The sequence below is a fragment of the Bacillus sp. GS3m_15504 genome (genome assembly GCF_055825275.1).
Window position 1 is genome coordinate 1,348,532 of the sequence record NZ_JBVVNL010000001.1, and the last position, 26,385, is coordinate 1,374,916.

The 26,385-nt window shown below is 33.3% G+C and carries 32 protein-coding genes and 2 pseudogenes; 24 read left to right on the forward strand and 10 right to left on the reverse strand.

Features of this window, described 5'->3' with window-relative positions; all coding sequences use genetic code 11:
- The first annotated feature begins 12 nt into the window (after positions 1-12).
- The 4 genes from bshB2 to AC0L0O_RS07170 all read left to right on the forward strand — a co-directional run bounded on the left by bshB2 (position 13) and on the right by AC0L0O_RS07170 (position 2,888).
- Positions 13-675 (forward strand): bacillithiol biosynthesis deacetylase BshB2, encoded by a 663-nt coding sequence (gene bshB2, locus AC0L0O_RS07155; protein ID WP_000439474.1) that lies wholly within the window; start codon positions 13-15, stop codon positions 673-675.
- 378 nt (positions 676-1,053) lie between these two features.
- Positions 1,054-1,434 carry a hypothetical protein gene (locus AC0L0O_RS07160; RefSeq protein WP_000601650.1) on the forward strand — a complete coding sequence of 127 codons (381 nt, stop codon included), beginning with the start codon at positions 1,054-1,056 and terminating at the stop codon, positions 1,432-1,434.
- 630 nt (positions 1,435-2,064) lie between these two features.
- Positions 2,065-2,343, forward strand: coding sequence for a hypothetical protein (locus tag AC0L0O_RS07165; RefSeq protein WP_000865013.1), 279 nt, complete (start codon positions 2,065-2,067; stop codon positions 2,341-2,343).
- Positions 2,344-2,663: 320 nt separating this feature from the next.
- Positions 2,664-2,888, forward strand: a complete 225-nt coding sequence (locus AC0L0O_RS07170; RefSeq protein ID WP_000390469.1) for a hemolysin XhlA family protein — start codon at positions 2,664-2,666, stop codon at positions 2,886-2,888.
- A gap of 43 nt (positions 2,889-2,931) precedes the next feature.
- Here the strand turns inward: AC0L0O_RS07170 and AC0L0O_RS07175 are convergent, their stop codons facing one another.
- Complete coding sequence (locus AC0L0O_RS07175; protein WP_473785686.1) at positions 2,932-3,498, reverse strand: DUF5823 family protein; 567 nt, start codon at positions 3,496-3,498, stop codon at positions 2,932-2,934.
- Between the two features lie 365 nt (positions 3,499-3,863).
- On the opposite strand from AC0L0O_RS07175, the gene AC0L0O_RS07180 reads away from it, so the two are divergent.
- Positions 3,864-5,063, forward strand: coding sequence for a multidrug effflux MFS transporter (locus AC0L0O_RS07180; protein ID WP_168897865.1), 1,200 nt, complete (start codon positions 3,864-3,866; stop codon positions 5,061-5,063).
- Between the two features lie 629 nt (positions 5,064-5,692).
- Positions 5,693-7,084, forward strand: coding sequence for an amino acid permease (locus AC0L0O_RS07185; RefSeq protein ID WP_001284422.1), 1,392 nt, complete (start codon positions 5,693-5,695; stop codon positions 7,082-7,084).
- Positions 7,085-7,132: 48 nt separating this feature from the next.
- On the opposite strand, the gene AC0L0O_RS07190 is transcribed toward AC0L0O_RS07185, so the two are convergent.
- Positions 7,133-8,152 carry a zinc-binding alcohol dehydrogenase family protein gene (locus AC0L0O_RS07190; RefSeq protein WP_000643765.1) on the reverse strand — a complete coding sequence of 340 codons (1,020 nt, stop codon included), beginning with the start codon at positions 8,150-8,152 and terminating at the stop codon, positions 7,133-7,135.
- A 186-nt stretch (positions 8,153-8,338) separates the two neighbouring features.
- Between AC0L0O_RS07190 and aiiA the strand changes: the two genes are divergently transcribed.
- Positions 8,339-9,091, forward strand: coding sequence for a quorum-quenching N-acyl homoserine lactonase AiiA (gene aiiA, locus AC0L0O_RS07195; RefSeq protein ID WP_000216605.1), 753 nt, complete (start codon positions 8,339-8,341; stop codon positions 9,089-9,091).
- Positions 9,092-9,131: 40 nt separating this feature from the next.
- Here the strand turns inward: aiiA and AC0L0O_RS07200 are convergent, their stop codons facing one another.
- The 3 genes from AC0L0O_RS07200 to AC0L0O_RS07210 form a co-directional block, all read right to left on the reverse strand.
- Complete coding sequence (locus AC0L0O_RS07200; RefSeq protein WP_033641753.1) at positions 9,132-9,626, reverse strand: hypothetical protein; 495 nt, start codon at positions 9,624-9,626, stop codon at positions 9,132-9,134.
- Between the two features lie 89 nt (positions 9,627-9,715).
- Positions 9,716-10,180 (reverse strand): DMT family transporter, encoded by a 465-nt coding sequence (locus AC0L0O_RS07205; protein ID WP_000967628.1) that lies wholly within the window; start codon positions 10,178-10,180, stop codon positions 9,716-9,718.
- Between the two features lie 13 nt (positions 10,181-10,193).
- Positions 10,194-10,640, reverse strand: a complete 447-nt coding sequence (locus AC0L0O_RS07210; RefSeq protein WP_003288881.1) for a DMT family transporter — start codon at positions 10,638-10,640, stop codon at positions 10,194-10,196.
- Positions 10,641-10,748: 108 nt separating this feature from the next.
- Here AC0L0O_RS07210 and yeiL point away from each other — a divergent pair, with 108 nt between their 5' ends.
- The 4 genes from yeiL to AC0L0O_RS07230 all read left to right on the forward strand — a co-directional run bounded on the left by yeiL (position 10,749) and on the right by AC0L0O_RS07230 (position 13,550).
- Positions 10,749-11,441, forward strand: coding sequence for a transcriptional regulator YeiL (gene yeiL, locus AC0L0O_RS07215; RefSeq protein WP_000754849.1), 693 nt, complete (start codon positions 10,749-10,751; stop codon positions 11,439-11,441).
- A gap of 13 nt (positions 11,442-11,454) precedes the next feature.
- Positions 11,455-11,808 carry a glyoxalase superfamily protein gene (locus AC0L0O_RS07220; RefSeq protein WP_001984587.1) on the forward strand — a complete coding sequence of 118 codons (354 nt, stop codon included), beginning with the start codon at positions 11,455-11,457 and terminating at the stop codon, positions 11,806-11,808.
- Between the two features lie 171 nt (positions 11,809-11,979).
- Entirely contained in the window at positions 11,980-13,023 is a 1,044-nt protein-coding gene (locus AC0L0O_RS07225; RefSeq protein ID WP_473785687.1) for a flavin-containing monooxygenase, read from the forward strand.
- A gap of 278 nt (positions 13,024-13,301) precedes the next feature.
- Positions 13,302-13,550: a hypothetical protein gene (locus AC0L0O_RS07230; RefSeq protein WP_000666950.1), complete on the forward strand. Its 249-nt coding sequence runs from the start codon at positions 13,302-13,304 to the stop codon at positions 13,548-13,550.
- Positions 13,551-13,586: 36 nt separating this feature from the next.
- On the opposite strand, the gene AC0L0O_RS07235 is transcribed toward AC0L0O_RS07230, so the two are convergent.
- Both AC0L0O_RS07235 and AC0L0O_RS07240 read right to left on the reverse strand, forming a co-directional pair.
- Positions 13,587-14,624 (reverse strand): serine hydrolase domain-containing protein, encoded by a 1,038-nt coding sequence (locus tag AC0L0O_RS07235; RefSeq protein ID WP_001984501.1) that lies wholly within the window; start codon positions 14,622-14,624, stop codon positions 13,587-13,589.
- 110 nt (positions 14,625-14,734) lie between these two features.
- Positions 14,735-14,929, reverse strand: coding sequence for a hypothetical protein (locus tag AC0L0O_RS07240; RefSeq protein ID WP_000819652.1), 195 nt, complete (start codon positions 14,927-14,929; stop codon positions 14,735-14,737).
- Positions 14,930-15,061: 132 nt separating this feature from the next.
- Between AC0L0O_RS07240 and AC0L0O_RS07245 the strand changes: the two genes are divergently transcribed.
- Positions 15,062-15,343: a hypothetical protein gene (locus AC0L0O_RS07245; protein ID WP_000397700.1), complete on the forward strand. Its 282-nt coding sequence runs from the start codon at positions 15,062-15,064 to the stop codon at positions 15,341-15,343.
- 30 nt (positions 15,344-15,373) lie between these two features.
- Here the strand turns inward: AC0L0O_RS07245 and AC0L0O_RS07250 are convergent, their stop codons facing one another.
- Positions 15,374-15,664: a DUF3784 domain-containing protein gene (locus AC0L0O_RS07250; protein WP_000171759.1), complete on the reverse strand. Its 291-nt coding sequence runs from the start codon at positions 15,662-15,664 to the stop codon at positions 15,374-15,376.
- A gap of 113 nt (positions 15,665-15,777) precedes the next feature.
- Between AC0L0O_RS07250 and AC0L0O_RS07255 the strand changes: the two genes are divergently transcribed.
- From AC0L0O_RS07255 to bla2, 3 genes and pseudogenes are all read left to right on the forward strand, one after another.
- Complete coding sequence (locus tag AC0L0O_RS07255; RefSeq protein ID WP_001028118.1) at positions 15,778-16,059, forward strand: MazG nucleotide pyrophosphohydrolase domain-containing protein; 282 nt, start codon at positions 15,778-15,780, stop codon at positions 16,057-16,059.
- Positions 16,058-16,255, forward strand: a pseudogene (locus tag AC0L0O_RS07260) (GH25 family lysozyme); the annotation flags it as partial. The gene AC0L0O_RS07255 and the pseudogene AC0L0O_RS07260, both read left to right, overlap by 2 nt.
- 139 nt (positions 16,256-16,394) lie before the next feature.
- The gene (bla2, locus tag AC0L0O_RS07265; protein WP_000799229.1) at positions 16,395-17,165 is read left to right on the forward strand and encodes a BcII family subclass B1 metallo-beta-lactamase; all 771 of its coding nucleotides are present in this window, start codon (positions 16,395-16,397) and stop codon (positions 17,163-17,165) included.
- Positions 17,166-17,598: 433 nt separating this feature from the next.
- Here the strand turns inward: bla2 and AC0L0O_RS07270 are convergent, their stop codons facing one another.
- A complete protein-coding gene (locus AC0L0O_RS07270) occupies positions 17,599-18,630 on the reverse strand; it encodes a hypothetical protein (RefSeq protein WP_000262852.1) in 1,032 nt (343 codons plus the stop codon).
- Between the two features lie 259 nt (positions 18,631-18,889).
- On the opposite strand from AC0L0O_RS07270, the gene hcp reads away from it, so the two are divergent.
- From hcp to AC0L0O_RS07300, 6 genes are all read left to right on the forward strand, one after another.
- Positions 18,890-20,176 carry a hydroxylamine reductase gene (hcp, locus tag AC0L0O_RS07275; RefSeq protein WP_042332964.1) on the forward strand — a complete coding sequence of 429 codons (1,287 nt, stop codon included), beginning with the start codon at positions 18,890-18,892 and terminating at the stop codon, positions 20,174-20,176.
- A gap of 422 nt (positions 20,177-20,598) precedes the next feature.
- Complete coding sequence (locus AC0L0O_RS07280) at positions 20,599-20,919, forward strand: PadR family transcriptional regulator (RefSeq protein WP_000429484.1); 321 nt, start codon at positions 20,599-20,601, stop codon at positions 20,917-20,919.
- A gap of 75 nt (positions 20,920-20,994) precedes the next feature.
- A complete protein-coding gene (locus AC0L0O_RS07285) occupies positions 20,995-21,336 on the forward strand; it encodes a DUF1048 domain-containing protein (protein WP_000889650.1) in 342 nt (113 codons plus the stop codon).
- Between the two features lie 154 nt (positions 21,337-21,490).
- The gene (locus AC0L0O_RS07290; RefSeq protein WP_071727682.1) at positions 21,491-22,252 is read left to right on the forward strand and encodes an ABC transporter ATP-binding protein; all 762 of its coding nucleotides are present in this window, start codon (positions 21,491-21,493) and stop codon (positions 22,250-22,252) included.
- A complete protein-coding gene (locus AC0L0O_RS07295; protein WP_000837824.1) occupies positions 22,253-23,002 on the forward strand; it encodes an ABC transporter permease in 750 nt (249 codons plus the stop codon).
- Positions 23,003-23,291: 289 nt separating this feature from the next.
- Complete coding sequence (locus AC0L0O_RS07300; protein ID WP_001267897.1) at positions 23,292-23,663, forward strand: DUF805 domain-containing protein; 372 nt, start codon at positions 23,292-23,294, stop codon at positions 23,661-23,663.
- Positions 23,664-23,800: 137 nt separating this feature from the next.
- Here the strand turns inward: AC0L0O_RS07300 and AC0L0O_RS07305 are convergent, their stop codons facing one another.
- Complete coding sequence (locus AC0L0O_RS07305) at positions 23,801-24,763, reverse strand: helix-turn-helix transcriptional regulator (protein WP_000755042.1); 963 nt, start codon at positions 24,761-24,763, stop codon at positions 23,801-23,803.
- Positions 24,764-24,873: 110 nt separating this feature from the next.
- On the opposite strand from AC0L0O_RS07305, the gene AC0L0O_RS07310 reads away from it, so the two are divergent.
- The 3 genes and pseudogenes from AC0L0O_RS07310 (at position 24,874) to AC0L0O_RS07320 (ending at position 26,270) form a co-directional block, all read left to right on the forward strand.
- The gene (locus AC0L0O_RS07310; RefSeq protein ID WP_000801048.1) at positions 24,874-25,353 is read left to right on the forward strand and encodes a GyrI-like domain-containing protein; all 480 of its coding nucleotides are present in this window, start codon (positions 24,874-24,876) and stop codon (positions 25,351-25,353) included.
- Between the two features lie 173 nt (positions 25,354-25,526).
- Positions 25,527-25,788: pseudogene (locus tag AC0L0O_RS07315) on the forward strand (DUF4176 domain-containing protein).
- A gap of 92 nt (positions 25,789-25,880) precedes the next feature.
- Positions 25,881-26,270, forward strand: a complete 390-nt coding sequence (locus AC0L0O_RS07320) for a hypothetical protein (RefSeq protein ID WP_473785918.1) — start codon at positions 25,881-25,883, stop codon at positions 26,268-26,270.
- Positions 26,271-26,385 lie beyond the last annotated feature (115 nt).

A 26,385-nucleotide genomic window follows, 5' to 3' on the forward strand; every position in this document is an offset into this window, starting at 1 on the left:
GGAGGGAAACTTATGGAGAGACATGTACTTGTTGTATTTCCGCATCCAGATGATGAAGCATTTGCGGCGGGAGGAACAATTCGCTTATTAACAGATCAAGGAGTACCTGTAACGTATGCGTGTGGTACTTTAGGACAAATGGGACGTAACATGGGGAAAAACGTATTCGCTAACCGTGAAACGATTCCGAATATCCGTAAAAAAGAATTAAAAGATGCATGTGAAGCGATGGGAATCAAAGATTTAAGAATGCTTGGTTTCCATGATAAAACGTTAGAATTTGAAGATGTTGATTTCGTTGCAGACAAAATTGAAGCAATTATCCAAGAAGTAAATCCATCTCGAATTATTACATTTTATCCAGAGCACGGCGTACATCCAGATCATGATGCATTTGGCCGCGCTGTCGTTCGCGCTGTATCACGTATGTCAAAAGAAGAACGTCCAGTTATTCATGCGGTTGCGATTACGAAAAATCGCGAAGCTGTACTCGGTGAGCCGGATGTTGTAAATAATATTAGTGAAGTATTCGAGCATAAATTAGCTGCACTAGGTGCGCACCGTTCGCAAACAGAAGCGATGCTTGAAGAAACGCATGCGAAAATCAAAAACAAAGATGCAGCAACATTGAAATGGCTGCAACTGGAACAATTTTGGACTTATAAATGGGAGTAGACTAGAAGGGAAACTTCTAGTAGCTCTTACATAGAAAAAGCACCGTCACTTGTGACGGTGCTTTTTTTGTGCCATTAACAACATTAGCATCATCCTTTGTAAAAGATAGGAGAGCTTTAGCGACTTTCTTATTAGAATAAGAATCTTATAAGAAAGTTATTTGGTTTTATCATTATTTTAAACAAAAACAGCAAACAAATAATGAAATATAATAATTATTTATTGAAAAACGATAAATAACATGGTATCATCAAGTTGGAAATTAGTAAGAGAGGTGCTTTGCATGAAATATAAAAAGAATGTTATGTATTAAAAAGAAATTGATGGAAATTAGGAAAGTTATATATTTTAATAGCAAAAGAAAAAAGGAGTTAGATCATGATTCTTAAAACAGTAAAGAAAGTTATCTTAATTGCAGGTGGTTTGTATATTACTTATTTAGTAGGTGTAGTCACTTTAGCGGAATCGATCCCGTATCCTACATCTCAGCAACTTAAAGAAGCTGAAAAAGTAGTTGAACGCTATGTAGGTGAAAATAATGGAGTGAAAATGATAGATACATCTAGCAGCTTCACGGCTGAGATGTTCAATCGTACAATTCATATTGAAGGGAATTCAAAAGAGAATCCTGAACAAGTATTTCGAATGGATTTAGATCAAGTTTCTAGTGAAAGTGAAAAGATAACCGAAAAATCGATAAATAAAATTTGTAAATCAAATGATGCAGGAAAGAAATTTACGTGTGCTGATGCTGAATAACTAAAGATAGGAATGTGTAGCAGCATAGTAACAGTTGATAACTACTATTCAAGTTAAATAGGAAAAAGCCTCGCAGGGGGGCGAGGCTTTAAAACAGGGTATTAAAAATTATCGGTTCATTAAGAATAATTTCTTTTGAATAAACTAATTTTAGCATGATAACTCATATATATGTGTTACGAATTTATGAACAAAAAATTAATGATAAGAATATAGAAAAGATAATAATTTATTTAGAATCTGTGTCATTACATAAAGTTCAAGTGGAGAAGAGAGTATACCTTTTATATGGTGTAATAAAGATATAGCCCGCCTACAGAAATAGGCAGGCTATTTTTTATAAAGAAAAGACAACTTAAGGTTAGAACTCTTGTTAAGAAATAGGGTGAAAACAAGGTTTTTTAAGGAGAGATAAGGTTGTTCAACAGATAAAGATATCGTATTTGAAACACGTGATTAATCGTGGATTAAGTTCTATTTTGGATAAAAAATCTTTAAAAGGCCTTACAGTCCCTAAAATTGATATTTAGTAATAATTTGTAAGAAACATATATTTTGAATTAATTAATAAAATAATATATATTTATATCGATTTAATGATTTTAGTTTGTTAAAAATGGGGAAATCGATATGAAGGTTAAATTTGCCGTAATAAAAGATGAAAACTTTAATTGTAGTTTATTAGAAACAAAATTACTGAAAACTTTTAAAGAAGTAGATTGTGAAGCAGATATTGTAAAGGTTGAGGATGGAATTTTTGAAAACAATGGTATACAAACGCATTTATTAGAAATAACCATTCATGTTACTGGAAAAAATATCGGGTATAGGTCTGTTTCAGCCAGTATATTTATTGTTCTAGAGAGTTTATCAATGGAACTATTTCGTATTACTATTAGTATACATTAAGCAGCTAACAAAGTAGACTCTTCATAAAATCATACTGACTATATTGAGTTAGTAAACATGAAAATGGTGATGAAAACAATAGAAATTATCTTAGGTGCTCTCGTATGCTGGAGAGCACCTTGTTTGCTGTTACATAAACAAGGGATTCCTTTTCTATATTTAATTTATCCTAACGCTAATTTTAATATAGAAGAATGGAAACATAATTAGATTGTGCAAATAATTTGGTGCGCACATATACGGAATGTATTCACCGGTAAGAGGGTTGTCTCATAATATATATAGATTTTTCTATTAAGATGAACAGAGGGTGTGAATATATGGAAGATGTTTACGCTAAAATTGACAGTCTCAAGGCGGAGCAAAAAGAAATGATGAGAGACATTCGAAATTTAGAAACGCGTACCACTATTAATGAGAAAGACATAGCAACAATCAATAAGCAATTAGAAAAAATAAGTACAAATACAACTTGGATTTTGCGAATTATTATTAGTGCGATAATAATGTCAGTTTTAGGATTGATATTAAAAGGGATGATTTAAAAGAAAGAGGGAAGCTCCCTCTTTCTTTTATATAAATGAGAAACTATAAATTTTCCGTTTCTTTTTCATCTGCATATTGTTCCTCTAAAGAAATTAGTAGAGCAATTAACCCGAGTACTATAATAATTAAAGTGGTTATAAAAGATTTAGAAAGAGAGAAAGGACCTTCAATTAAAGGTGGTAAAAACTTGAATGAAAGTATACTAGTTATTAAGGAAATTACTAAAATGGTGAAAAGAAATATATTTTTATTTTTTATAGATATTTGTAGAAAATCTTTAATAAAACCTGTAGCGACAAATATAGTTAGTATGATCAGAGAAATAAAATAATGTGTTACATTTGTCATACTAATAGTAGGGTCATCTATGATATAGGCAAGTAACTTAGATATTAACATACCGCCAAACAATAGAATGATGAAAGCGAATAATTCTGTTGATATATAAGTGCTGAAATTATCTTTCTTTTTAAAGAACTTATAGCTGAGAGTAGCCTGGATCATTTGAATGACAAATAAAGCGATAATCCATACATAATATACAATTGGTAATTCTCCTGAGAATAGAGAGATTAGGAAGTTTAATATTGTCCTTAAAATTTCAATCATTACGAAAGTCCTCCTATTTGTAAGCTTGGCGAAATTAGAAATATGCTAGTCTATCGTTTAATAATTAGCTCTATTGATTCAAACTATTTCTAATTATTCCATAAAAAGGTGGTTGCTTCAAGTTATCTCTTTAATAAATCTGCCAAGGCCGAGTACTAGAAAAAGAAACACAATATGTAATATAATTGAAAAAGTATATTAAAAAAATCAATGTTAATATACCCTCCTATAAGTATTAACATACGTAATTGAGGTGTTTTCTTTGTTGTTTTATGAGCGAATTTCTATAATGGCCCCTCCTGTTCCGTAGCTAAGGAAAGTCTTTTTATTTCTGAGATTTTCAAAGTTATAGGAGGGTATGAAAAATGAAAAAAGTCTCAGTACCATCACTTTTATTAATGATTATTCTTGTCGCATTTCCGCAAATTAGTGAAACGATTTATACACCGTCTTTACCAGACATTTCAAAGGCGTTGCACGTAAGTAATAATGAGGTACAGTTAACACTTAGTGTGTATTTTGCTGGATTTGCTTTAGGTGTATTTTTTATTGGATGGCTATCGGATATAATTGGCCGTCGCCCAGCAATGTTGTTTGGAATTGTTGTATATGGCGTTGGGAGTTTCTTATGCTTTATTGCAAATTCCATTGAAGTTTTATTAGTAAGTCGTTTTATTCAAGCCTTTGGAGCAAGTGCAGGATCAGTTGTGACGCAAACGATTCTTCGTGAAAGTGTAGAAGGGCATAAGAGGCATGTTATGTTTGCTCAAATCTCGGCAGTCATTGCTTTTACACCAGCGATAGGGCCATTAATTGGTGGATTTCTTGATCAAATGTTTGGATTTAAAATAGTATTTTTAAGTTTAGTAGTTATGAGTGTCGGAATTTTTCTGTATACGTTTGTTTCTCTTCCAGAAACAAAAACGAGCTCAGTAACAAATAAAATAAATGTTTTTTCAGTATTGAAAAGATTAATTACAAATCCGAAAGTAGTAACATATGGGCTATTAATTGGAGGTGCAAATGGTGTTTTATTTAGCTATTATGCAGAAGCACCGTTTATCTTTATTGAATACTTTCGATTATCGCCTAGTATGTATGGATTTTTAGGAATTGTTGTTGCTTCTGCTTCTATTATTGGAGCGAAAGTTTCAAAACGATTGCTTGCAACTTATAAACCAGAGAAAATTATATATATCGGTTGTCTTGTAATGGTAGTTGGAGCAGTCGCTTTATCTATTATTACTTCAGTTGGATCAAATCCAAACATAATATATATGATTGGATTTTTAGTAGCGATGTTTATATTGCTATTAGGAATCGGGATAGCGCTACCTAACTGTTTAAGTTTAGCGTTAGTAGATTTCCAAGATGTTATTGGTACAGCAGGAGCTTTATTTAGCTTAGGGTACTATGTAATTGTAACGATGACAATTTGGGGAATGAGCCAGCTGCATACAGGTTCGTTACTCGTAATGCCACTTTATTTTCTAGCTATAGTAGTTATCATGATGGTGTTTACTAAAGTGTTTATTTTAGGGAAACAAACTTCAAAAGCAATTTAAATATGAAATGGTAAAAGAGTCTCATTTTTTAATGAGACTCTTTTATATTTTATGAAAATGATTAGTGGATATACGAACAAAAATTAAAGGTATTGTTGATTGATTTAAGTGTAGTTATATTTTTCTTAAAGTAGGAGATGGAATAAATAAGAGATGTAGAAGCTAGTGACTTTGTAGTTCTATTAATATATTAAATTTATGCTTGGTGCGTTAATTGTATGTGTAAGTAATTACAGTACAAACTATAAGTAGTGAAATAACCGAGGAAGATATGATTTCCTCGGTTATTTATATTGTAATAATATTTATACCGGAATCATATTGAATAGATGTATTTTATTGTTAATTTAGTTAAAAATTAATCAGACTTATGTATAATAATTTATTAAAAAAATAATTGAATTTTTCAGATTAATGAATTAATATAAGGTAAGTAATTTTAAGATTTATAGAATGTTGGAAGATGAAGGGTTTTGAGAATTTTATAAGAAGCAGAAAAACGATTTTAGGATAGCTTTAAAGCTAGTGTAAAATGACGTTTGCTTCATCATTTTCAGGGCCGAAAGGAATTAGGGGAAAGCATCTTGTTTTAAAATGCGGCTATGAATCATCTAAGAGGGGGAAGTGAAGTGGCAAACAAAGAATTGAAAAGAGGTTTAGAAGCACGTCATATTCAAATGATTGCTTTAGGCGGAACAATTGGTGTTGGTTTGTTTATGGGGTCAGCCAGCACAATTAAATGGACAGGTCCGTCAGTTATGCTTGCGTATGCAATTGCAGGTATTTTTATCTTTTTCATCATGCGTGCCATGGGAGAAATGTTGTATATGGAGCCAAGTACAGGTTCATTTGCAACATTCGGTCATAAGTATATTCATCCGCTAGCTGGTTATATGACAGCGTGGAGTAACTGGTTCCAGTGGGTTATCGTTGGGATGTCAGAGATTATCGCAGTTGGAGCGTATATGCAATATTGGTTCCCTGATTTACCAGCTTGGATACCAGGTGTAATCGCAATGGTTATTCTTGGCGCAGCTAACTTAATTTCTGTTAAGTCATTTGGTGAATTTGAATTTTGGTTTGCGATGATTAAGATCGTTACGATTCTATTAATGATTATTGCGGGATTTGGACTTATTTTCTTTGGAATTGGTAACGGTGGAGAAGCGATTGGCATATCGAATCTTTGGTCAAATGGCGGTTTCTTTACAGGTGGTTTTTCTGGATTCTTCTTTGCATTATCACTTGTAGTTGGAGCGTATCAAGGTGTGGAATTAATCGGTATTACTGCTGGTGAAGCGAAGGATCCGAAGAAGACACTTACAAGAGCGATTCAAAGTACAATTTGGCGTATTTTAATTTTCTACATCGGTGCGATTTTCGTTATTGTAACTGTGTATCCGTGGGATCAATTAAGTACAATTGGCAGTCCATTCGTAGCAACTTTTGCGAAAGTTGGTATTACGGCAGCTGCGGGACTTATTAACTTCGTTGTTATCACAGCAGCAATGTCTGGTTGTAATAGTGGTATTTATAGTGCTGGTCGTATGCTATATACATTAGGTGTAAATGGACAAGCACCGAAATATTTCACGAAACTTTCTGGAAATGGTGTACCTTTATTCGGTACAGTTGGCGTAATTATCGGTTTAGCGGTCGGTGTAGTTCTAAGTTATATTGCACCAAAAAACTTATTCGTATATGTATATAGTGCGAGTGTACTTCCTGGTATGGTACCATGGTTTGTCATTTTAATTAGCCAAATTAATTTTAGAAAAGAAAAGGGAGCAGAGATGAAAGATCATCCGTTCAAAATGCCGTTTGCTCCTGTTACAAACTATTTAACAATTGCCTTTTTAATTATGGTATTAATCGGAATGTGGTTTAACGATGATACGCGTATTTCATTAGTTGTAGGTATTGTTTTCTTAGCTATCGTAACAATTAGTTTCTATGCTTTCGGAATAGGGAAACGACCTCCGTTAGATGTTCCAAATGATCAAGAGATTTCAAGCAAATAAAGATAGTAAAAAGTCCGATTTCTAAATGAGAAATCGGACTTTTTGTTATTAAAACTTTTCTAAAACGATTTTCCCAATTGTACTTCCGCTTTCAAGCAGAGCATGTGCTTTTTTTACATTTTGAGCATTAATTGGTGTGAATGTTTCATTTAATGTAGTCTTTAAAATACCTTCATCTAATAGTTCACTTACTTTATTTAATAATTCGTGCTGCGTAATCATATCGCCAGTTTCATACATCGCTTTTGTGAACATAAACTCCCAAACGAATGTAGCACTTTTACTTTTTAAAATACCCATTTCAAGAGGGTGTTCATTTTCTACGATAGAGCAAATTTTTCCTTGTGGTTTAATGAGCTCACATATTGCTTGCCAATGTTGATCTGTATTGTTTAAGCAGAAAATATAATCTACATCTTTTATCCCGAATTCTAATATTTGATCTTGTAAAGGTTGGTGATGGTTAATAATATAATCGGCACCAAATTTTTCAACCCAGTGTATCGTTTCATTGCGGGATGCAGTTGTGATAACATTTAGTCCAGCCCATTTCGCAAGTTGAATGGCAATTGAACCTACACCACCAGCACCGCCTATAATTAAAATGTTTTTAAAGGAGTTCGTATCTTTCTTATTATAATCAATACCTAAACGTTCAAATAAACCTTCCCAAGCTGTAATAGCTGTTAACGGAAGTGCTGCAGATTCAGCATCACTTAACGTCTTTGGCTTTTTACCAACGATTCTTTCATCAACTAGGTGGTATTCACTATATGTACCTTGTTTCGTAATGCTTCCAGCGTAAAACACTTCATCGCCTTCTTTAAATAACGTACAACTTTCGCCGGTTTGTACAACAACACCACTCGCATCCCAGCCAAGTATTTTCGCTACTTCTTCTTTTTTATCTTTCGGAGAGCGAACTTTTGTATCAACTGGATTAACGGAAATAGCGTTAATTTTAACGAGTATATCTCTTCCTGTAGCAACAGGTCTTTCAATTTCCATATCAATTAAACTGTTTTCTTCTTCAATAGGTAAATATTCATGTAAACCAATTGCTTTCATTTGTATTCCCTCCATTAAAGTAAGAGTTCTTTCTCTATTATTATAGATGGTGAAATACCATTATGTAAAAAAGTACACTCTTTTTTATTTATGCTGGTATGAAAGTGTTGAAGGAGTTTATTTCTTAAAAGCAGAATTTTTAAATGTGTTAGATTCTCTTAAATTAAATGTAAAGGTGGATACATAATGACAGTAAAGAAGCTTTATTTCGTTCCAGCAGGTCGTTGTATGTTAGATCATTCTTCTGTTAATAGTACAATCGCGCCGGGAAATTTATTGAACTTACCTGTATGGTGTTATCTTTTGGAGACGGAAGAAGGTCCCATTTTAGTAGACACAGGTATGCCAGAAAGTGCAGTTAATAATGAAGGGCTTTTTAACGGTACATTTGTTGAAGGGCAGATTTTACCGAAAATGACTGAAGAAGATAGAATCGTAAATATATTAAAGCGTGTAGGGTATGAGCCGGACGACCTTTTATATATTATTAGTTCTCACTTACATTTTGATCATGCAGGAGGAAACGGTGCTTTTACAAATACACCGATTATTGTGCAACGAACGGAATATGAGGCAGCACTTCATAGAGAAGAATATATGAAAGAATGTATATTACCGCATTTGAACTACAAAATTATTGAAGGGGATTATGAAGTGGTACCAGGTGTTCAATTATTGTATACGCCAGGCCATTCTCCAGGCCATCAGTCGCTATTCATTGAGACGGAGCAATCCGGTTCAATTTTATTGACGATTGATGCATCTTATACGAAAGAAAATTTTGAAGATGAAGTGCCGTTCGCAGGATTTGATCCAGAATTAGCTTTATCTTCAATTAAACGTTTAAAAGAAGTTGTGGCGAAAGAGAAACCAATTATTTTCTTTGGCCATGATATAGAGCAGGAAAAGGGTTGTAAAGTGTTCCCGGAATATATATAGTGCAAAAAGTCATGAGCTTACGTGCTCATGACTTTTTCGGTTAAATAATTTTTTTGAATAAGTTATAAACCTTTTTTGAGCTATCTTCATTTAATTGATAGTACTTGAGGTTTACATCATCAGGAGTATCTTGCTGAGCAATCATCACTTCGTTATTGTGATGATCAACTACCCATATGAAATATTTTTTATAAGTCCCATCCTCAAATGTAATCCACATATCACAATCTATTAAATCTGAACCTTCTTCATCTAATGTTAATTTTCCTTTTTTTGCGGTATCCATACTGTTAATAAACGTTTTTAATTCATCTGTTTTTGTGAGAAAGATATCTTTTTTTGTTTTAATGGACTCGACATGTATATCTTTTATTTCCTGTTTTCCTAAAAAGACAGGAGGCTCATTTGGGTCTCTTTGCGTTGAAATAATAGTAGCTTTTTTCTTTGGCTTATTTGCTGTATACAAATCTTGAATAGATTTTCCAGAGTTTACAAACCATATGATTCCACAAATAATCAATGTGCCACAAAGCAGTAAAATAATTTTTTTAATAGAATATTCTCCTCTCTATTACTTCATGTGAAGAGCTTTTCTATTAATATATGATAGGTAAGCATAAAGTATTATAGTTGAACGTGGTTATGTTTCACTGTTTTTATTGGGCGATCAACGAGTAAATTGTAAGTAAGCCCAATTATTACGAAAATACCACCGATAACTTTACCTATAGAGAGTTCATTTGTCAGGAAGAAATCAATGATAGTTCCTGCAAATAATTGTCCGATAAAGATAAGTAACGTTAAATAAAATGCTGATATTTTAGGAGTAATATAGTTGGATAATGAAATAACAATAACGCCTACTAATCCGCCTAAATATACAGCGATAGGAATGGACTGTAACGTATGCATTGGAATGTACAATGAATCTGAACTGAACATTAAAAATAACATAGAGAAAAATAAGCCAGTAATATAATTAAAAAATGTACCTTCCCAATTGCCAATTTCTTTTGCTAAATTTGCGTTAATAATTCTAGCAACGACGATAGAAACACCAGCTAAAATAGCGATCGTAACATATAACATTTTCTTGCCTCCATTAATAAATTGTCATAATTATAATTCCAGAAGAGATGAAACATAATCCAATTAGTTTTTTCTTTTCAAATTTAGCAACTTTCATTCCTAATAAGCCAAAATGATCAATAACGATGGAAGCAATGGACTGACCAAGTAAACTTAATGCGATTGTAATAGAGGCACCAAGGACGGAGAAACTTATATTATTAAAAAGAACAGTGAATACCCCAATCGCGCCAGCACTATATAGAAAAAGTGGAATCCCTTTATCGAAATGAATTTTATGTTTGTTTATGATTAAAACGAAAATAACTGCAATCAAACCGACAAGGTGAATGACAACGCTTGCTGTATACTTGCCAATTAACTCAGATAAAATCCCATTCAATGGAAGCATAACGGCGATAAGCACGCCAATAAAGACAGAAAGAAAGTTATACAATGTAATATCCCCTTTATATTTCATATTTGTAATGACTGTATCATGCTGAAATTGTGTATTACTATGACATATGTCATAGTGGAAGAAGAAAATTTTGATTACAATGGGGATGAGTTGTAAAGGTGGGGGATTATGAAGAAAGTATGTAATTCTATTAAATTAGCAGAGTATATGAAACAAAATAATATTGATTCGTTTTTTAGTAATGATATGCAGCCGTATATGGAACTTATATTTTTTAAAAAGAATGAGTTTATTTGTAGAGAAAATGAAGAAATAGACTATTTATATTTCTTTGTAGAAGGAAAAGCGAAAGCGTTTAACACATTAAGTAACGGGAAATCTGTATTATTATGCTTTTATGATAGCTTGCAGTTACTTGGAGATGTGGAGTTAATTCATTCACAAAGGATTACTTCAAACGTACAAGTGATGGCAGATTCATATTGTGTTGGTTTGCCTTTAGGGAAAGTGAGAAATCAACTATTTCATGATGCGAAATTTTTAAGATGTATTTGCGGATCATTAGCACATAAGTTAAATCGACTTTCCAAAAATAGTACAATTAATTTACTATATCCGCTTGAAAATAGACTTGCGAGCTACATGTTAGCGGCAGGAGAAAGAGCAGCTCAGCATGGAAATCGAATTGTGTTTAGTGGAAATTTAACGGAAACAGCTGAATTGTTAGGAACGAGTTATCGGCACCTATTACGTACATTAAATATTTTTTGTGATAAAGAGATTATAAAGAAAAATAATGGTTGTTTTGAAGTAGTGAATGTGGATGTTTTGAGGGAATTGGCGGCAGATGTTTATAAATAAGAGGAGAGTTTAAATGATTACACCTATATTTAGAATTTTTGATATTGAAAAAGCAAAGCTATTTTACATAGATTTTTTAGGATTTAAACTGGATTGGGAACATCGGTATGAGGAACATATGCCATTATATATGCAAATTTCGTTACATGATGCTGTGATGCATTTATCAGAACATCATGGTGATGCCTCACCAGGTGGTACGATTCGGATCAAAATAGATGATGTAAAGGATTATCATTCTGTATTATTAAGTAAAGAATATGCTTATTCGAAGCCGAATATAGAAAAAACACCTTGGGGTACAATTGAATTAACTGTGATTGATCCGTTTTCAAATAGAATTATATTTTATGAGGAGAGGATTTAGGGATATTTTATCAAAATAGGGGGTTACAACGAAGAGGCGTTTACTTGATGGTAAACTGCTCTTTTTTATTTTGAGTACATATTGAATTATATAAAAATAAAATGTTATCATTATGGAAACATATGAATATATGAACAAATATTCATATGTTTAAGAGAAGGAGGGATTAGAGTGAAAGACCTAATTATTATTGGAGCGGGGCAAGCTGGATTAACAATGGGATATTACTTGAAGCAAGAAGGGTATAATTTTTTATTACTTGAGGCAGGAAATCGAGTTGGTGATTCATGGAGAAATAGATATGATTCTTTACAGCTTTTTACCCCAAGGTCTTACAGTAGCTTGCCAGGTATGGCGTTAATAGGTGAAAAAAATGAATTTCCATATAAAGATGAAATTGCAACTTATTTAGAAGAATATGCAAGACATTTTCAATTACCGGTACAATTGCAAACTGAAGTTTTAAAAATAAGAAAAGAGAAAGGAATATTTGAATTACATACTTCTACAGAGATTCTACAAACGAAAAAAGTTATTATCGCAACAGGTGGTTTTCAGCAACCATTTATTCCCTCAGTTTCAGCAAATCTATCATCACATGTTTTTCAAATACATTCATCACAATATAAATCACCATCGCAAATTCCACAGGGGAAAGTACTAGTAGTAGGTGGCGGGAATTCAGGTATGCAAATTGCAGTAGAATTTGCAAAGACTCATGAAGTTACAATGTCTATTAGTCATCCTTTAACGTTTTTACCGTTACATCTTTTTAGAAAAAGTATTTTCAATTGGTTAGACAAATTGGGTCTATTGTACGCTGAAGTAAATACAAAGAGGAGAAAATGGTTTCAGAAAAGAAAGGATCCCATTTTTGGATTTGAAGGTAAGGAACTCATTCGTAATGGAGCAATACAACTACAGGAAAAAGTGGTTAGTGCATCAGAAAATAATATTATGTTTCAGAACGGTGAAACATATAGTGCAGAAAGTATTATATGGTCAACAGGTTTTATTCAGAATTATAACTGGATTGAAATAGAAAAGGTGGTAAATGAGAATGGATTGCCTAATCATATAAAGGGAATAAGTCCAGTAAGAGGATTATATTATATCGGCTTGCCATGGCAATCTCAAAGGGGTTCTGCACTTATTTGTGGTGTAGGAAAGGATGCAGCATATTTGCTTTCTGAAATCAAAAAAATAGATCAGTAGCAGCGACTACTGATCATCCATATGTACATGAATTAGGAGAGGTCAAACATTTATTAACTTTATTATAATAGATTTTCAAAAGAATAAAAACTGAAAATTCTAATTTTATGTTGAGAAAGTTTTTTGTATCGAAATATATAAAAGAATAAGGGTTTTTAGTAAAAGGAAATATGATATTTATATTTTACTAAAGTGTGATATAGTCTATATAGGAATTATTTCCTTAAATTGGGTTTTTTATAGTCTTTACATTTTTAAAGTAGAAAGGGGAAGCGATTGTGAAGTTTGATGATCAACGCCTACTAGGAGTACGATTAGGATCGGTACTTGTAACAGAGGAAAATCAATATTTAGTAATTAAGAAAAAAGATCATTATGCACTATTAAATATACATACTTTAGAATGCACACATGTTGAAGTGCAGCTAGAACATATTGAAGAAATGTTACATGAAGATTTCCAAGAAAGTATAACGGAGATTATCGCACCAGAACATATAAAAATTGTTGCGAAAAATGTTATATAAGAAAGAAGCTGAAAGGAACAGCTTCTTTCTTTTTCATTATAACGATAACGTTTTTAAAACGTCACCAATAATCCCTTCCATTTGATGAACACCTAAGTCAGCGTTCGTCATTATAATAGCGCCATTACCTCGGTATGGATAGCATATCATTATACATTGAAATCCAACGCCCCATCCGAGTGAATAGATTTGTAAGTCTTCATTCAAATCATCTAGAAAAACACCTAAGCCAGTCCATTTTGAGCAACCTTGAGGAGAAATCATATCTTGTACTGTTTTTTGAGAAAGTTTTAGTTTGCCTTTTCCTTGTATGGAATGAATGATTTCAATAACTAAAGCTGATAAGTCAGTTGGTGTTGTCCAAATACCTGAAGCAGCTGCGAATGGATAAAATGGATACTTCTCATTTGTAACGGTGCCATCTTTATTATGTCCGCAAGCAAAAGCATCGGTTTTATCTATGTCTTCAGGAGAGAAGATTGTACTATTCTTCATTTGCAGTGGTTGAAATATATATTCTTCTAGTAAAAGGTTGAATGGCTTTCCAGTTATATCTTCAAGTAGTATTTCGATTATACAAAAGTTTGCATCCGAGTAGTGAAATTCGCTTTCTGGTTTATAAGTTACTTCAATAGGTACGGAGCAATATAATGTTTTACCGGCAAGGAGTTCAGACATGTTTGGTTGCCCTTGTGCAAGTAGATAATGTTCAAAGCTATTAGGAGGATCAATGATTCCAGATTGGTGACTTAACAAGTTTCGCAATGTGACTTTTTTCTGTGAAGTAAATAGATTAGTAGGGATGTTCCAAGATGTGAGTCTATCATTAACGTCTTCGTCTAAATGTACGATTTTGAGATCGGATAATGTTAGTATGAGAATTGTGGTGATAAATTTACTAATAGAACAAGAATTGAATATGGAATCTATAGTGACAGTTCTATTAGTTCCGGATTCAAGCGTTCCGAAAGCAGCTGTTTCATCTAGTTTGCCGTCGCGTATAACAGCAAGACTTAAACCTACAACAGAATATTGGTTCATTTTTTCGTATATATTGTTACTTTTTAATTTCATAGTGACTCCTTTCTTCAAAAAAGACAGAATGTTAGTTCTATTATACAGTAGTAAATAGAGAGAATGAGAGAAAAAGAAAAACTTCATCGATCAAAGATGAAGTTTTTTAGTTAATTCGAAGTGAATGCTTTAAAAAATTTATCGCGGTACATGTACATAAGCCATGAGGCTGTAATAAAGGAAATAATGCTTACTTTGTTTTGAATTGGCGCATTGAAAACAAGCCAGCCAACGATATCAAATAATACATGTAGTGCAATTGAAAGAACTACAAATTGTAGTAGCGTATTTAAAAATCTTTTCATTAAGTGTCCCCCTGAAATAAAAGGTTTATCAAAAGTGTTGCATATTACTATTATACATTAAATGTTTTTCGTGGTAAAATTTACATAAGTTAGTGAAATAAAACAAATGAAAGCTAGTGAGGAGGAATAGTCATGGAATTTTGGATGATCATACCGATAGCGATCTTTGGGTTTATTTATATCGTTGAAAAGTTAAATAAAATTGAAAAGAAGACGGATGCACGTTTAAAGAGGATGGAAGATAGATTACAGCTAATTACGAAAGAAATGGGAATTGTAGATAGAGAACCTGAGATTAATAAAGAGCTGCGTCAGCTTATGGAAGAAGGAAAAACGGTTACAGCAGTTAAGAGAGTAAGAGAGGCTTTTGGCTTTTCTTTACTAGAAGCAAAGCAATATGTTGATAAATTATAAGAAAAGATCATCCATTTGGGTGATCTTTTTTCAATGCACCATACGTGTGTTTACATAAGCAGCGATTATAACGTGTCCAATTATAATGATAGGAACTAAGATTTTGACATTAGGAGTAGAAAAGACACTACCAATTGTGGCGATAACACCGGCAGTTAAATTATAAAGGCCAACTATTTTGGATAACTTCACTTTATCTGGCACGCGGCGTTCATTGAATCCTGATAAGAGCCAAGTATATTGTTTTACACCAATGAAATAGGCTAGTGCAAATGAAATGATTGCTAGTATGAATAATGATGGAGAAGCGAAGAGAGTCATTGAAAACACCTCCATGAAAGAGCTATAAATAAATTATAGTATGAATGTTATAATTTAACAAAACACATTTTTGATTTTAAGTGTAAGAGAAAAGCGGAAAAGGGAGATTAAGTATGAATATTGTGGAATTCCAGAGGTATGTATTACATTTCAGTAAAGAAAAAGGATTTCAAGATACAACAATTGAAGAGCGTACGATGTATACAATGGCTGAATTAGGTGAATTAGCGGAAGTTATATTAAAGCGTGATAAAATAAAAGATTCGAAAAGAGAGATTGGTTTAGAAATGTTTGATGTAATTTGGAATGTATGTGATTTAGCGAATAAGTTAGAAATTAATTTAGAGAAGGCGTTTGAAGAAAAAATGATGATTAATAAAAAACGTGAATGGTAATGCGTATCCTCAATGTGATATATGGATTCGTAGTGTTCTTACAAAACCAAGTTTATCTGATGAAAGAAAATGGACGTTTTGGCAATACACGAACCGTGGGAGATTAAATGGTTATAATGGAAAAGAGAAGTATATTGATTTGAATGTATTTTATGGGAATGAGGAAGAGTTTGAGAATTATGGAATGAAAGATTAAGTTTTAAAGTGTACAACATTTTGTACGCTTTTTTTTTGTTAATTACATAAAAATATGCGAATGAAGATGGAACAAACATTTGAGATGAATTGTCTAATATAGGTAATAAATATTTCTTTTGAAAGAAAGGGTGGAGAAAATGAAAAATACATTATTAAAATTAGGGGTATGTGTTAGTTTACTAGGAATAACTCCATTTGTTAGTACAATTTCTTCTGTACAAGCAGAACGAACGGTAGAGCATAAAGTAATAAAAAATGAGACAGGAACTATTTCAATTTCTCAGTTAAACAAAAATGTTTGGGTTCATACGGAGTTAGGTTATTTTAACGGAGAAGCAGTTCCTTCGAACGGTTTAATCCTTAATACTTCTAAAGGATTAGTACTTGTCGATTCTTCTTGGGATGATAAGTTAACGAAGGAATTAATAGAGATGGCAGAAAAGAAATTTAAGAAGAGTGTAACGGATGTTATTATTACACATGCACACGCTGATCGGATTGGCGGAATAAAAACGTTGAAAGAAAGAGGCATTAAAGCGCATAGTACAACGTTAACTGCGGAACTAGCAAAGGAAAATGGATATGAAGAACCACTTGGAGACTTACAAGCAATTACGAAATTGAAGTTTGGAAATATGAAAGTAGAAACGTTTTATCCAGGGAAAGGACATACAGAAGATAATATCGTCGTATGGTTACCACAATACAACATGTTAGTTGGAGGCTGTTTAGTGAAGTCTGCGTCCGCGAAAGATTTAGGAAATATTACTGATGCTTATGTAAATGAATGGTCTACATCGATTGAGAATGTGCTGAAGCGATATGAAAATATAAATTTTGTAGTACCTGGTCATGGAGAAGTAGGGGACAAAGGATTACTTTTACATACATTGGATTTGTTAAAATAAAAAAGCGAGGAGAAACAATTTCTCCTCGCTTTTTTCTAACTATATTTAAATGCGAAGCTATGCATACTTTACTGAGATTTTAATTCCAAGTATACAAATACTAGTACTGTCATAATTGCAATAACAACGTAAGTAGCATCAAGCATTATAAGTGTTTTTAAAGTTTCAGTCATTGTAATTCACCCCTGTTATAAAAATATAACATGATCTTTTTATTGATTAGATAAGAGACCATAAAGATAAAATGTATATAAAATTTCTTAAGTAGTTTCTATATAAATATATCATATAAATAATGTAAACAATGTTAAGATAGTGTAAATGTATTGTAAAGAAAGAGGGGCTCATAATGTGTATAAATCTTTTAATTTGTAAATACTATGTATCTCTCGTGTGCCGAGTAGAAAAAAGTTATAACATATGAAAAATAGATTTATTTTGATAAATCTATCACGATGGTAGCTGTTACTACATTTTCCTCTAATACTTCTACCTGTACTTGTTCATCGTTTCTCCAAGTGATCTTGAAGTTCTCTGTCGTATACATTTCCTTAAGAGTAACCTCTTTATATTTTTTTAAAATGCTACCTCTTTCCCCATAATAGATTCTTACAGTTGAACTGGGACTTGGTCCTTTTGATTTTATTGTTTCTCTTAATTCGATAATATTTATTAGACTTGGAGATTCACTTTTTTGAAAGGTAAAGGAACTGACCACTTTTTGTACCTTCTTAAAAACAGAACCATTGGATTTATTTGATATGTTAAATTCCACAACTTCAGGTACGGATTCTTTGCTTCGTAGAGTTATTGTTGCTTCATAATCGTTTTTCCAATCTATTGTAACGTTTGAAGAATCGAGACGTTCCCCATCATTTGCAATATTTGTGTCAAAATGTTCCCATAAGCCGTATTTAATTCTGACGGGAGAGGAACCATGAGAAGTGTCTGAATCTATTTTTACTACTTTAATTGTATTTATATTATTCGGAGAATGACTTTTTTTAAGTGTAACGTCGTATAAATACAAAATGTAAGAAAAACAGCCTACTACTAAAATAATTGGAATTAAAATACGTAGGGCAGTAATTGTACGTCCTCGTGTCGTTTTTTTCTTAGTGCTTTTCATATTTTGTTCAAGGCCTTTTTCAATACTAGTTTGAATATTTACTTTAGGCGGGCGAATAAACCACCAAATGAAAGCTATAAGTAGTAAGAAAAGAGGTATTCCTTGAATAAAGAGAAATCCTTTCCAAAAATCAAAGACAGTACTATATGGAGAATCTGTTGCCATCCCCCCTATAAAAAGTGCCACTGGACTTGTAAGTATATTTATCCCTAAACCGATCATTACGAATGAAAGATTTTTATTTCTAATTTTTCGTGACCCAGCCATAATAAACAGAAATACTGCAATACCAAGTATAAGAAACAGTATTCCGTAATAAAACATCATATATACCATATTATCCCTCCATAACTTTAATTGTACCATCACAAAGGAAAATTTTGTTAAATATTAGATCGATATGATATTTGTATTTCATAAAAGCGCACTGATATATTATGCGCAAGTATCGAAATCAGAAGACAGTAAAAATATTATGTCAACAATATGAACTGTCACAAATCTTTATATATTATTGTGATTGATATCACATCACTTTTTTTCAATGGATATTATGCTTAGGGTGTAATTAATGATTGGGAGAGGGTGGGATGATATGTTTTGTTATCAATGTGAACAAACACCAACAGGCGGATGTAAAGTAATGGGTGTTTGTGGCAAGAATGAAACGATTGCGAGTTTACAAGATACGATTGTGTTTGGGTTAAAAGGAATTGCGGCTTATCGTACGCATGCTGCTCAGCTAGGGTATACGGATGCTTTTGTAGATGCTACAACGCAAGAAGCGCTATATATGACATTAACAAATTCTAATTTTAATGAACAAGAACATATTGATATGGCTATGAAAGTTGGGAAATCAGCTTTACGAGTAATGGAGTTGCTAGATAAGGCACATACGAATCACTTTGGTGTTCCAGAGCCTGTTCAAATTACACAAAACCGTGTAGAAGGTAAAGCTATTGTAGTTACAGGCCATAATTTATTTGCGTTAGAAGAATTATTAAAACAAACAGAAGGAAAAGAAATTAATATTTATACGCATTCTGAAATGTTACCAGCACACGGGTATCCGCAGCTGAAAAAATATAAACATTTAAAAGGAAACATCGGTAAGGCATGGTATGATCAAAGACGCCTTTTTGAAAAATTTACAGGTGCCATATTAGCGACAACGAACTGTGTTATGCCAATTAAAGGATCATACTCTGATCGATTCTTTTCATATGATATTGCCGGCTTAGAGGGTGTACAAAAAATTGAAAATGATAATTTTGCACCATTGATTCAAAAAGCGCTAGAACTTCCAGAAGTACATATGGAGTCGGATGAACAGTTAGTAACAGGGTTTCATCATAATACAGTCTTATCATTAGCTCCGGAAATTATTGAGGCAGTAAAAGAAGGGAAGATTAAGCGCTTCTTTGTTATCGCCGGTTGTGATGCACCGGGAAAAGGCGGAGAATATTATCGTGAATTAGCGACGTCACTTCCGCCGGAGACAGTGATTTTAACGACTTCTTGCGGTAAATTCCGTTTTAATGATGTGGATTACGGCGTTGTACCTGGTACAGAGATTCCACGTTACATCGATTTAGGGCAATGTAATAATTCCATTTCTACAGTGAAAATAGCGGCTGCTTTAGCTGATGCTTTCCAATGCGAAGTGAATGAATTGCCAGTAAGCATTGTCTTATCTTGGTTTGAACAAAAAGCGGTTGCTATTTTGCTTGGGCTATTTAGTCTTGGAATTCAAGATATTCGCATAGGTCCAAAGGCGCCTGAATTTATTTCAGCTGGCGTGCTCGATGTATTACAAGAAACATTCGGTTTAAAATTAATTACAACTGCAGCAGAAGATATGGAAATGATGTTATCGTAACAAGAGGATGAATTGTTTTATTTAGAAGAAGAGCTAGCTTATAGCGCCCCAAAACAAAAATGTAGAATTATTGTTTTGGGGTATTTTCTTTTCTTAGCGGGGTGGGTAATAGTTGATTTTAGAAAAATATAAAAATCGAGTTGACATTTACAGCTACTCAGTCATACAATGTAGTTGTAATAGGTGATACTGAGTAGTGTTGTTTCTTAAAAAAATTTTCACTAAGTAATAGGTAATAGCGGATTTTAGAAGAAATTTGAAAATCAGTTGACATGTATCGCTACTTAGTCATACAATGTAGTTGTAATAAGTAATACTGAATAGTGGGGGTTATTCAAAAGCTATTCAGTAAAAATTCGCCTTAGTACTCTGTAATACTGAATATAAGTCAGACAGAATAGGGGGTAAAGGAGGATCAGAACATGGAAAATTTAACTGAAATGTTGAAAGGTTCATTGGAAGGGTGTGTGCTGGAAATCATTAGTCGCCGTGAAACGTATGGTTATGAGATTACTCGCCACCTGAATGATCTTGGGTTTACTGAAGTCGTGGAAGGAACGGTCTATACCATCCTCGTACGATTAGAGAAGAAAAAGCTTGTGAATATTGAAAAGAAACCATCAGATATGGGGCCGCCTCGTAAGTTTTATTCATTAAATGAAGCTGGCCGTCAGGAGCTTGAATTATTTTGGAGAAAATGGGATTTTGTATCGTCAAAAATTAATGTCTTGAAGTCAAATTAGTCTCATAATATAAAATGTTTCGGCTCATATTTGGAGAGTTTTTTGTTCTGCTTTATAAAAAAGGAGGAAAATAAGATGTTGGAAATATTCAAAAAATTAATTGGTGATAAAAAAGAGTACAGAATGATGATGGCACGTGTTGCAGCACTGCCAGAGGACTATCAGTTTGTGTTTAAGAAAATTCAAAACTACATGTGGAATTTTTCGACCGGCAACGGAATGGATATGCTGCACATTCAGTACGAATTAATCGATTTGTTTGAAGCTGGTGCAGCGGAAGGCAGACAAGTGCTAGATATTACTGGGGAAGATGTGGCATCTTTTGCTGACGAACTAGTGGCAAACGCTAAAACGTATGTCTCCAAATATCGTGAAGATTTGAATGAAAGTATTATGAAGAAATTGAGAAAAAAATAAATGCAATAAATAATACCGACTGATTAGCTGGTTACAAAAGGAAATTGCCTCCATCGCTATTCAGTTATATTTTCAAACTACTACTAAGTAATACAGATTATCAGTGGTACTAAATAGAGGGTGTAGGTAATCTATTTTTATAAGGGGGAAAAGTATGAGTAATACAGCGATTTCTGTAAAAGGATTAAAAAAATCTTTTAAAGATAAAGAAGTTTTAATAGGAGTGGATTTTGAGGTGCAGCGTGGCGAAATTTTCGCACTGCTAGGCTCAAATGGAGCGGGAAAGACAACGGCGGTCAACATCCTCTCGACGCTAATGAAGCAAGATAGCGGTGAAGTAAGGATTTGCGGATTTGATATCAAGCGCCAACCAGATCATGTTCGTCAAAGTATCAGTTTGACAGGACAGTTTGCAGCTTTAGACGGCATGTTGACGGGGAAAGAAAACTTGATAATGATCGCCAAGTTACGTGGTGTTTCCAATCCCGCTCAAGTCGCTAACAATTTACTTGAAAGATTTAGCTTGACTGATGCGGCTAATCAGAGGGCAGATCAGTATTCGGGTGGAATGAAGCGCCGACTTGATATCGCGATGAGTTTGATAGGGGCGCCAGCAGTTATTTTTCTTGACGAACCAACGACTGGGCTTGATCCTGAAGCACGGATTGAAGTGTGGGATACAGTTAAAGAACTTGCTGGTGGAGGAACAACCATCTTACTAACAACCCAGTATTTAGAGGAAGCAGAACAATTAGCTGACCGTATCGCTATTTTACATGGTGGAAAAATTATTACGACAGGTACTCTTACTGAACTGAAAGAGATGTTCCCGCCAGCAAAAGTAGAGTATATCGAGAAGCAGCCGACATTGGAAGAAATATTCCTTGCGATCATTGGCAAAAAGGAGGAGATGTAAATGAAAAGCAAAACAGGTGTATTACTTGGGCGCTTAATGCGCAATATTATGCGTAGTCCAGATACAATTATTACGGTAGCGATTACACCGATTATGATGATGCTATTGTTTGTATACGTATTTGGTGGGGCTATACAGACAGGAACAGATAACTACGTCAATTATTTATTGCCGGGAATTTTGCTAATGGCTATCGCATCTGGTGTCGCTTACACTTCTGTACGATTATTTACGGATGTAAAGAGTGGGCTTATGGCACGTTTCATTACGATGCCTATTAAGCGCTCATCGATATTATGGGCTCACGTTTTAACCTCTCTTGTTGCGAATGTACTTACTATCTTAGTTGTTATTCTTGTTGCGCTCTTAATGGGTTTCCGTTCCAGTGCGAATATTCTAGATTGGCTTGGAGTAGCTGGGATACTAGGGATGTTTACGTTAGCACTAACATGGTTGGCTATCATTCCAGGGCTGACGGCAAAGTCTATGGAAGGGGCGACAGCCTACTCGTACCCACTCGTTTTTCTTCCATTTATTAGTTCAGCCTTTGTACCTACCGAAACGATGCCGAAAATTGTTCGTGTATTTGCTGAAAACCAGCCTGTAACTTCAATCGTGAATGCGGTTCGTGCTCTTTTATATGAAGGAACTGTTGGAAACGATATTTGGATTGCGCTCACTTGGTGCGTAGGGATCATGATCATCTCTTACTTTTTCGCTAGTAAAGCATTTAAACGCCAGATAGGGTAAGTGAATGAAATCATCCGGAATAATATATTTTTTTGAAAAAGCACGGGAAGATTTTCCGTGCTTTAATAATACATTCATACTTCCCTTAATTGTAGTAGTTTTAAAGTAAATAGGAGAATAATAAATCGAGTACATATGTGAAGTATAGTATGTAACGCTTCATAAAAATAACTTAAAAATAAACGGAATATTCTATATAAAAATAGAGGTTAAAGATGTTATATTTATACTTATAAGGTATATAATGTATAACCTAATTGTTTAGGGGATGGAAAAGGGAGCGGTTCAAATGAGATGGTATTTATATACTCTCAAAAACTATGCGAAATTTAGTGGGAGAGCTACGAGAAAAGAGTACTGGATTTTTACTTTAGTTAATAAGGTTACGTTTTGGTCATTAATATATTTGGCCTCTTATTCTTCGTCTGCCTTTTACTTAAGAGCTAATATTACTTTGATATATATAGCAATTTTTATCGTTCCTACTTTGGCAGTGGAAGCTCGTCGATTACATGATAGTGGAAAAACAGGATGGTGGCAGTTATTAAATTTGGTGCCATTTGGAGGAGCGGTTCTGCTTGTGTTTTGTATCATTGAAAGTGATGAAGGTGATAATAAGTATGGACCAAATCCACATTCAAATCTTAAAAAAGCAATTTAATGTATTTATAGGAAACTCTAATATAAAAAGGTGTGAACTAAAAGCTAGTTCACACCTTTTTTGTTGTATTATTCATAGAAGCCTCGTTAAGAAGTGACTAGTTAAACTCAATATTTTGAGGTTTAACTAGCCACTGCTTATGGAGTGTATAAGCATAACCGCTCTTGTAAATCTTTTAATACTTCTTCAGGCATTTCTCTAATTGTAATATCTTTACCTAGGAAAAGTAGCCAATTTGCTATTTCCGTTACTTCATCCGAATTGTTAACATTGATAAATGTTTTTAAAATGGCTGTGGATTGGTAAGGATTTGTATAAGATATTGAAATTTTGAAAGGGTGGTATTTTTTGAACTGGGCAATTGCTTTTGGACCAAGTTCAAGTACAAGGTTAATCACTTCATCCTTCTTACTTAGTTTTTCTAAAATCTTTTTCTTATTTAGCTTTTTTTTCGTCGTGTATGGTTCGATATGGATGAGATGATCGACAGGAAACATCCTCTTCTTTTCTTCTTTTAAGTCAAACCCTTCAATGATCCATTGACTTTTTTCTTGATACAGGTGTAATAGATAAATGGAATAAGACTTGATTTCTTTCTCTTCTTTAATGGAAATCAATAAATGTCTATCTAAAAGAAGCATTTGAATGAGTTTTTCTAACATAGGGTGAGGGAGATCAGAAAGCTCAAGTAAATCAGGATTATGAGGGTTGGTCCCTTCAAACAGCAAGAGTTGATTTAAAAGAACGATATCATCTTGCTGGGTTTCTGAGATGAGTCCTAACAGTTTTTCGGCTAAAGATTGACGACTTTTTAAATAGGGAAGTTGTTGATTTCTTGTAGCCATAAAGGCAATAAAAAGGGCTTTCACTTCGTTATCAGTAAAGCGAACAACGGGCAGGATAGAGTTATGCATAACAAAATATCCCCCAGTCCTCCCAACTTCAGCAACAAGTGGCATGCCCATAGCTTCTATTTCTCTAATGTCTCTAATAGCTGTTGATCGTGATATGTTAAATTCTCGTATGATTTCTGAAATTGTAAAGTGGGAGCGGTTGTTGATATACCGCATAATTGTATTAATCCGTTCAACTTTTTTCATTTTGTTCTCCTAAACAGTATCATTTTTTGACATGATTTAAAGTTATTATAAACTCATCAGATGAAAAGATAAATCATTTGATTCATTTTAAAAGAAGGAAGGTTTTGAATATGAAAAATTATACGATTGAAGAAAAAGATAGCTTTATTGTGTTAGGTATTGGAACTGAAATTAAGAGTGAATATACAGATTTTGTTGGAATAAAAAAAGAAAAGGAAGACTTTTGGTCGGCTGTTAAAGAAGATGGAAGGCTGGATACTTTAAAAGCTCTAGCTACAAATGATTACATTTTTTCTGTCAGCGAAGCAGTGAATAACAAGATGATGTATTATGCGGGTGTTATGACAGAAGCACAAATAGAAGAAGAATCTAGAGTGATTCAGTTTCCTAAGGGAGAATATTTAGTAGTAAAAGGGGAAGACAAGACAGCTGAAGAGCTAAGTAATAAGCTTACTGGCATCGCCTTCGGTCAGGCCTTACGAGAAGCAACAGATTTTGCTTATGTTGGTGGGCCAAATACAACGGTTGAGATGGGACAAAGAAATGGTTTAGTGTTTGGTGAAATGTGGATTCCAGTTGTTAGGAAGTAAAGTGATAAAAGGTACGAATATGGGAAGTAGAGGCTAACAATCTTGAATTGTTGGCCTTTTTGACGTGAGTATAATATTCATATACTACTACACATTATGTTCTGATAAAATGGAATAAAAGGGAATTATCAGAAGTTGGTGGTTCAGTGAAAGCTGGATCAAGTGGCTTTCAGATTAGTCTTCCTTGGGGGCCAGGAGCAAGTCTTGTTGGCTCAGTTGTAAGATTTAAAAGTTGGGAAAAATTTGTAATGGTATATGGTAGAAGTGAATTCTAAAACTAAAGAAGAGTGGGATTATGTAGCTTGTTATTATCCAATTGGTAATATTTCAACTGAATATAATTTGTTTTTTAATCATGAACATGTATCAGAGATTGTTTTTACTGGATATATTAATGATGAGGAAATCAAACTGAGTGAAGATTTAAAAAGATAAAATATAACTATAATTGTTTATTGATTTCGATATATTTCCAGTTAAGTATAGCCATTTTAGTATGATTTATTTTTTTAGTAAAGGAAGAGTTAATATTGAAAATATTAAAAGGTATAATGTTATTAGCTTGTTGTTTATTAATTGTCAGTGGATGTTCTTCTAGAGAAGGAAAAGTTGTTGGTGGAAAAGTAAAAAGTTCTTCAAATAGAATATTAGGAGATTATAGAGAGTTTACTGGTTCCACAAGTCGTGATATGGAAGTTAAAAAAGGAGAGAATTGGGTGTTTTCTTTTGATGAAACAACAAAGAAAGGAACTGTAGTTGCTTATATTGTGGATTCAAATGATAATACGATATTAGAATTTAATAATGGTAAAGATGATAAAAGCCTTAAAGTGCCTAAGGACGATAGATATAAAGTGAAAATTAAAACAGAAGAACATGGTGGGAAATTTTTAATAGAGTGGAAAAAATCATCTTAAATTGAAGAGGAAAATTAATGACGAAAATGGTTAGGTATCCAGACGTGAAAATCAATTTAGGAATGGTCACTTATTTATTGGTCTTTTTGTTATTTGAAAAGGAGTATATGGTCTG

Bases quoted from the DNA above. Each gene is read 5' to 3' on its own strand.
- AC0L0O_RS07170 (WP_000390469.1), top strand. From the start codon at position 2,664: ATGGAAGATGTTTACGCTAAAATTGACAGTCTCAAGGCGGAGCAAAAA.
- bshB2 (WP_000439474.1), top strand. From the start codon at position 13: ATGGAGAGACATGTACTTGTTGTATTTCCGCATCCAGATGATGAAGCA.
- AC0L0O_RS07205 (WP_000967628.1), bottom strand. From the start codon at position 10,180: ATGTTATATGTTACGATCGCTATTTTAGCTGGTGTTTCTATCGTCGTT.
- AC0L0O_RS07235 (WP_001984501.1), bottom strand. From the start codon at position 14,624: ATGAAATTAAAAAGTAACAATATATACGAAAAAATGAACCAATATTCT.
- AC0L0O_RS07255 (WP_001028118.1), top strand. From the start codon at position 15,778: ATGAATATTGTGGAATTCCAGAGGTATGTATTACATTTCAGTAAAGAA.
- AC0L0O_RS07240 (WP_000819652.1), bottom strand. From the start codon at position 14,929: ATGAAAAGATTTTTAAATACGCTACTACAATTTGTAGTTCTTTCAATT.
- hcp (WP_042332964.1), top strand. From the start codon at position 18,890: ATGTTTTGTTATCAATGTGAACAAACACCAACAGGCGGATGTAAAGTA.
- AC0L0O_RS07310 (WP_000801048.1), top strand. From the start codon at position 24,874: ATGAAAAATTATACGATTGAAGAAAAAGATAGCTTTATTGTGTTAGGT.
- AC0L0O_RS07180 (WP_168897865.1), top strand. From the start codon at position 3,864: ATGAAAAAAGTCTCAGTACCATCACTTTTATTAATGATTATTCTTGTC.
- AC0L0O_RS07280 (WP_000429484.1), top strand. From the start codon at position 20,599: ATGGAAAATTTAACTGAAATGTTGAAAGGTTCATTGGAAGGGTGTGTG.
- AC0L0O_RS07210 (WP_003288881.1), bottom strand. From the start codon at position 10,640: ATGAAATATAAAGGGGATATTACATTGTATAACTTTCTTTCTGTCTTT.
- AC0L0O_RS07300 (WP_001267897.1), top strand. From the start codon at position 23,292: ATGAGATGGTATTTATATACTCTCAAAAACTATGCGAAATTTAGTGGG.
- bla2 (WP_000799229.1), top strand. From the start codon at position 16,395: ATGAAAAATACATTATTAAAATTAGGGGTATGTGTTAGTTTACTAGGA.
- AC0L0O_RS07165 (WP_000865013.1), top strand. From the start codon at position 2,065: ATGAAGGTTAAATTTGCCGTAATAAAAGATGAAAACTTTAATTGTAGT.
- AC0L0O_RS07190 (WP_000643765.1), bottom strand. From the start codon at position 8,152: ATGAAAGCAATTGGTTTACATGAATATTTACCTATTGAAGAAGAAAAC.
- AC0L0O_RS07160 (WP_000601650.1), top strand. From the start codon at position 1,054: ATGATTCTTAAAACAGTAAAGAAAGTTATCTTAATTGCAGGTGGTTTG.
- AC0L0O_RS07290 (WP_071727682.1), top strand. From the start codon at position 21,491: ATGAGTAATACAGCGATTTCTGTAAAAGGATTAAAAAAATCTTTTAAA.
- AC0L0O_RS07295 (WP_000837824.1), top strand. From the start codon at position 22,253: ATGAAAAGCAAAACAGGTGTATTACTTGGGCGCTTAATGCGCAATATT.
- aiiA (WP_000216605.1), top strand. From the start codon at position 8,339: ATGACAGTAAAGAAGCTTTATTTCGTTCCAGCAGGTCGTTGTATGTTA.
- yeiL (WP_000754849.1), top strand. From the start codon at position 10,749: ATGAAGAAAGTATGTAATTCTATTAAATTAGCAGAGTATATGAAACAA.
- AC0L0O_RS07220 (WP_001984587.1), top strand. From the start codon at position 11,455: ATGATTACACCTATATTTAGAATTTTTGATATTGAAAAAGCAAAGCTA.
- AC0L0O_RS07285 (WP_000889650.1), top strand. From the start codon at position 20,995: ATGTTGGAAATATTCAAAAAATTAATTGGTGATAAAAAAGAGTACAGA.
- AC0L0O_RS07250 (WP_000171759.1), bottom strand. From the start codon at position 15,664: ATGACTCTCTTCGCTTCTCCATCATTATTCATACTAGCAATCATTTCA.
- AC0L0O_RS07175 (WP_473785686.1), bottom strand. From the start codon at position 3,498: ATGATTGAAATTTTAAGGACAATATTAAACTTCCTAATCTCTCTATTC.
- AC0L0O_RS07305 (WP_000755042.1), bottom strand. From the start codon at position 24,763: ATGAAAAAAGTTGAACGGATTAATACAATTATGCGGTATATCAACAAC.
- AC0L0O_RS07245 (WP_000397700.1), top strand. From the start codon at position 15,062: ATGGAATTTTGGATGATCATACCGATAGCGATCTTTGGGTTTATTTAT.
- AC0L0O_RS07270 (WP_000262852.1), bottom strand. From the start codon at position 18,630: ATGGTATATATGATGTTTTATTACGGAATACTGTTTCTTATACTTGGT.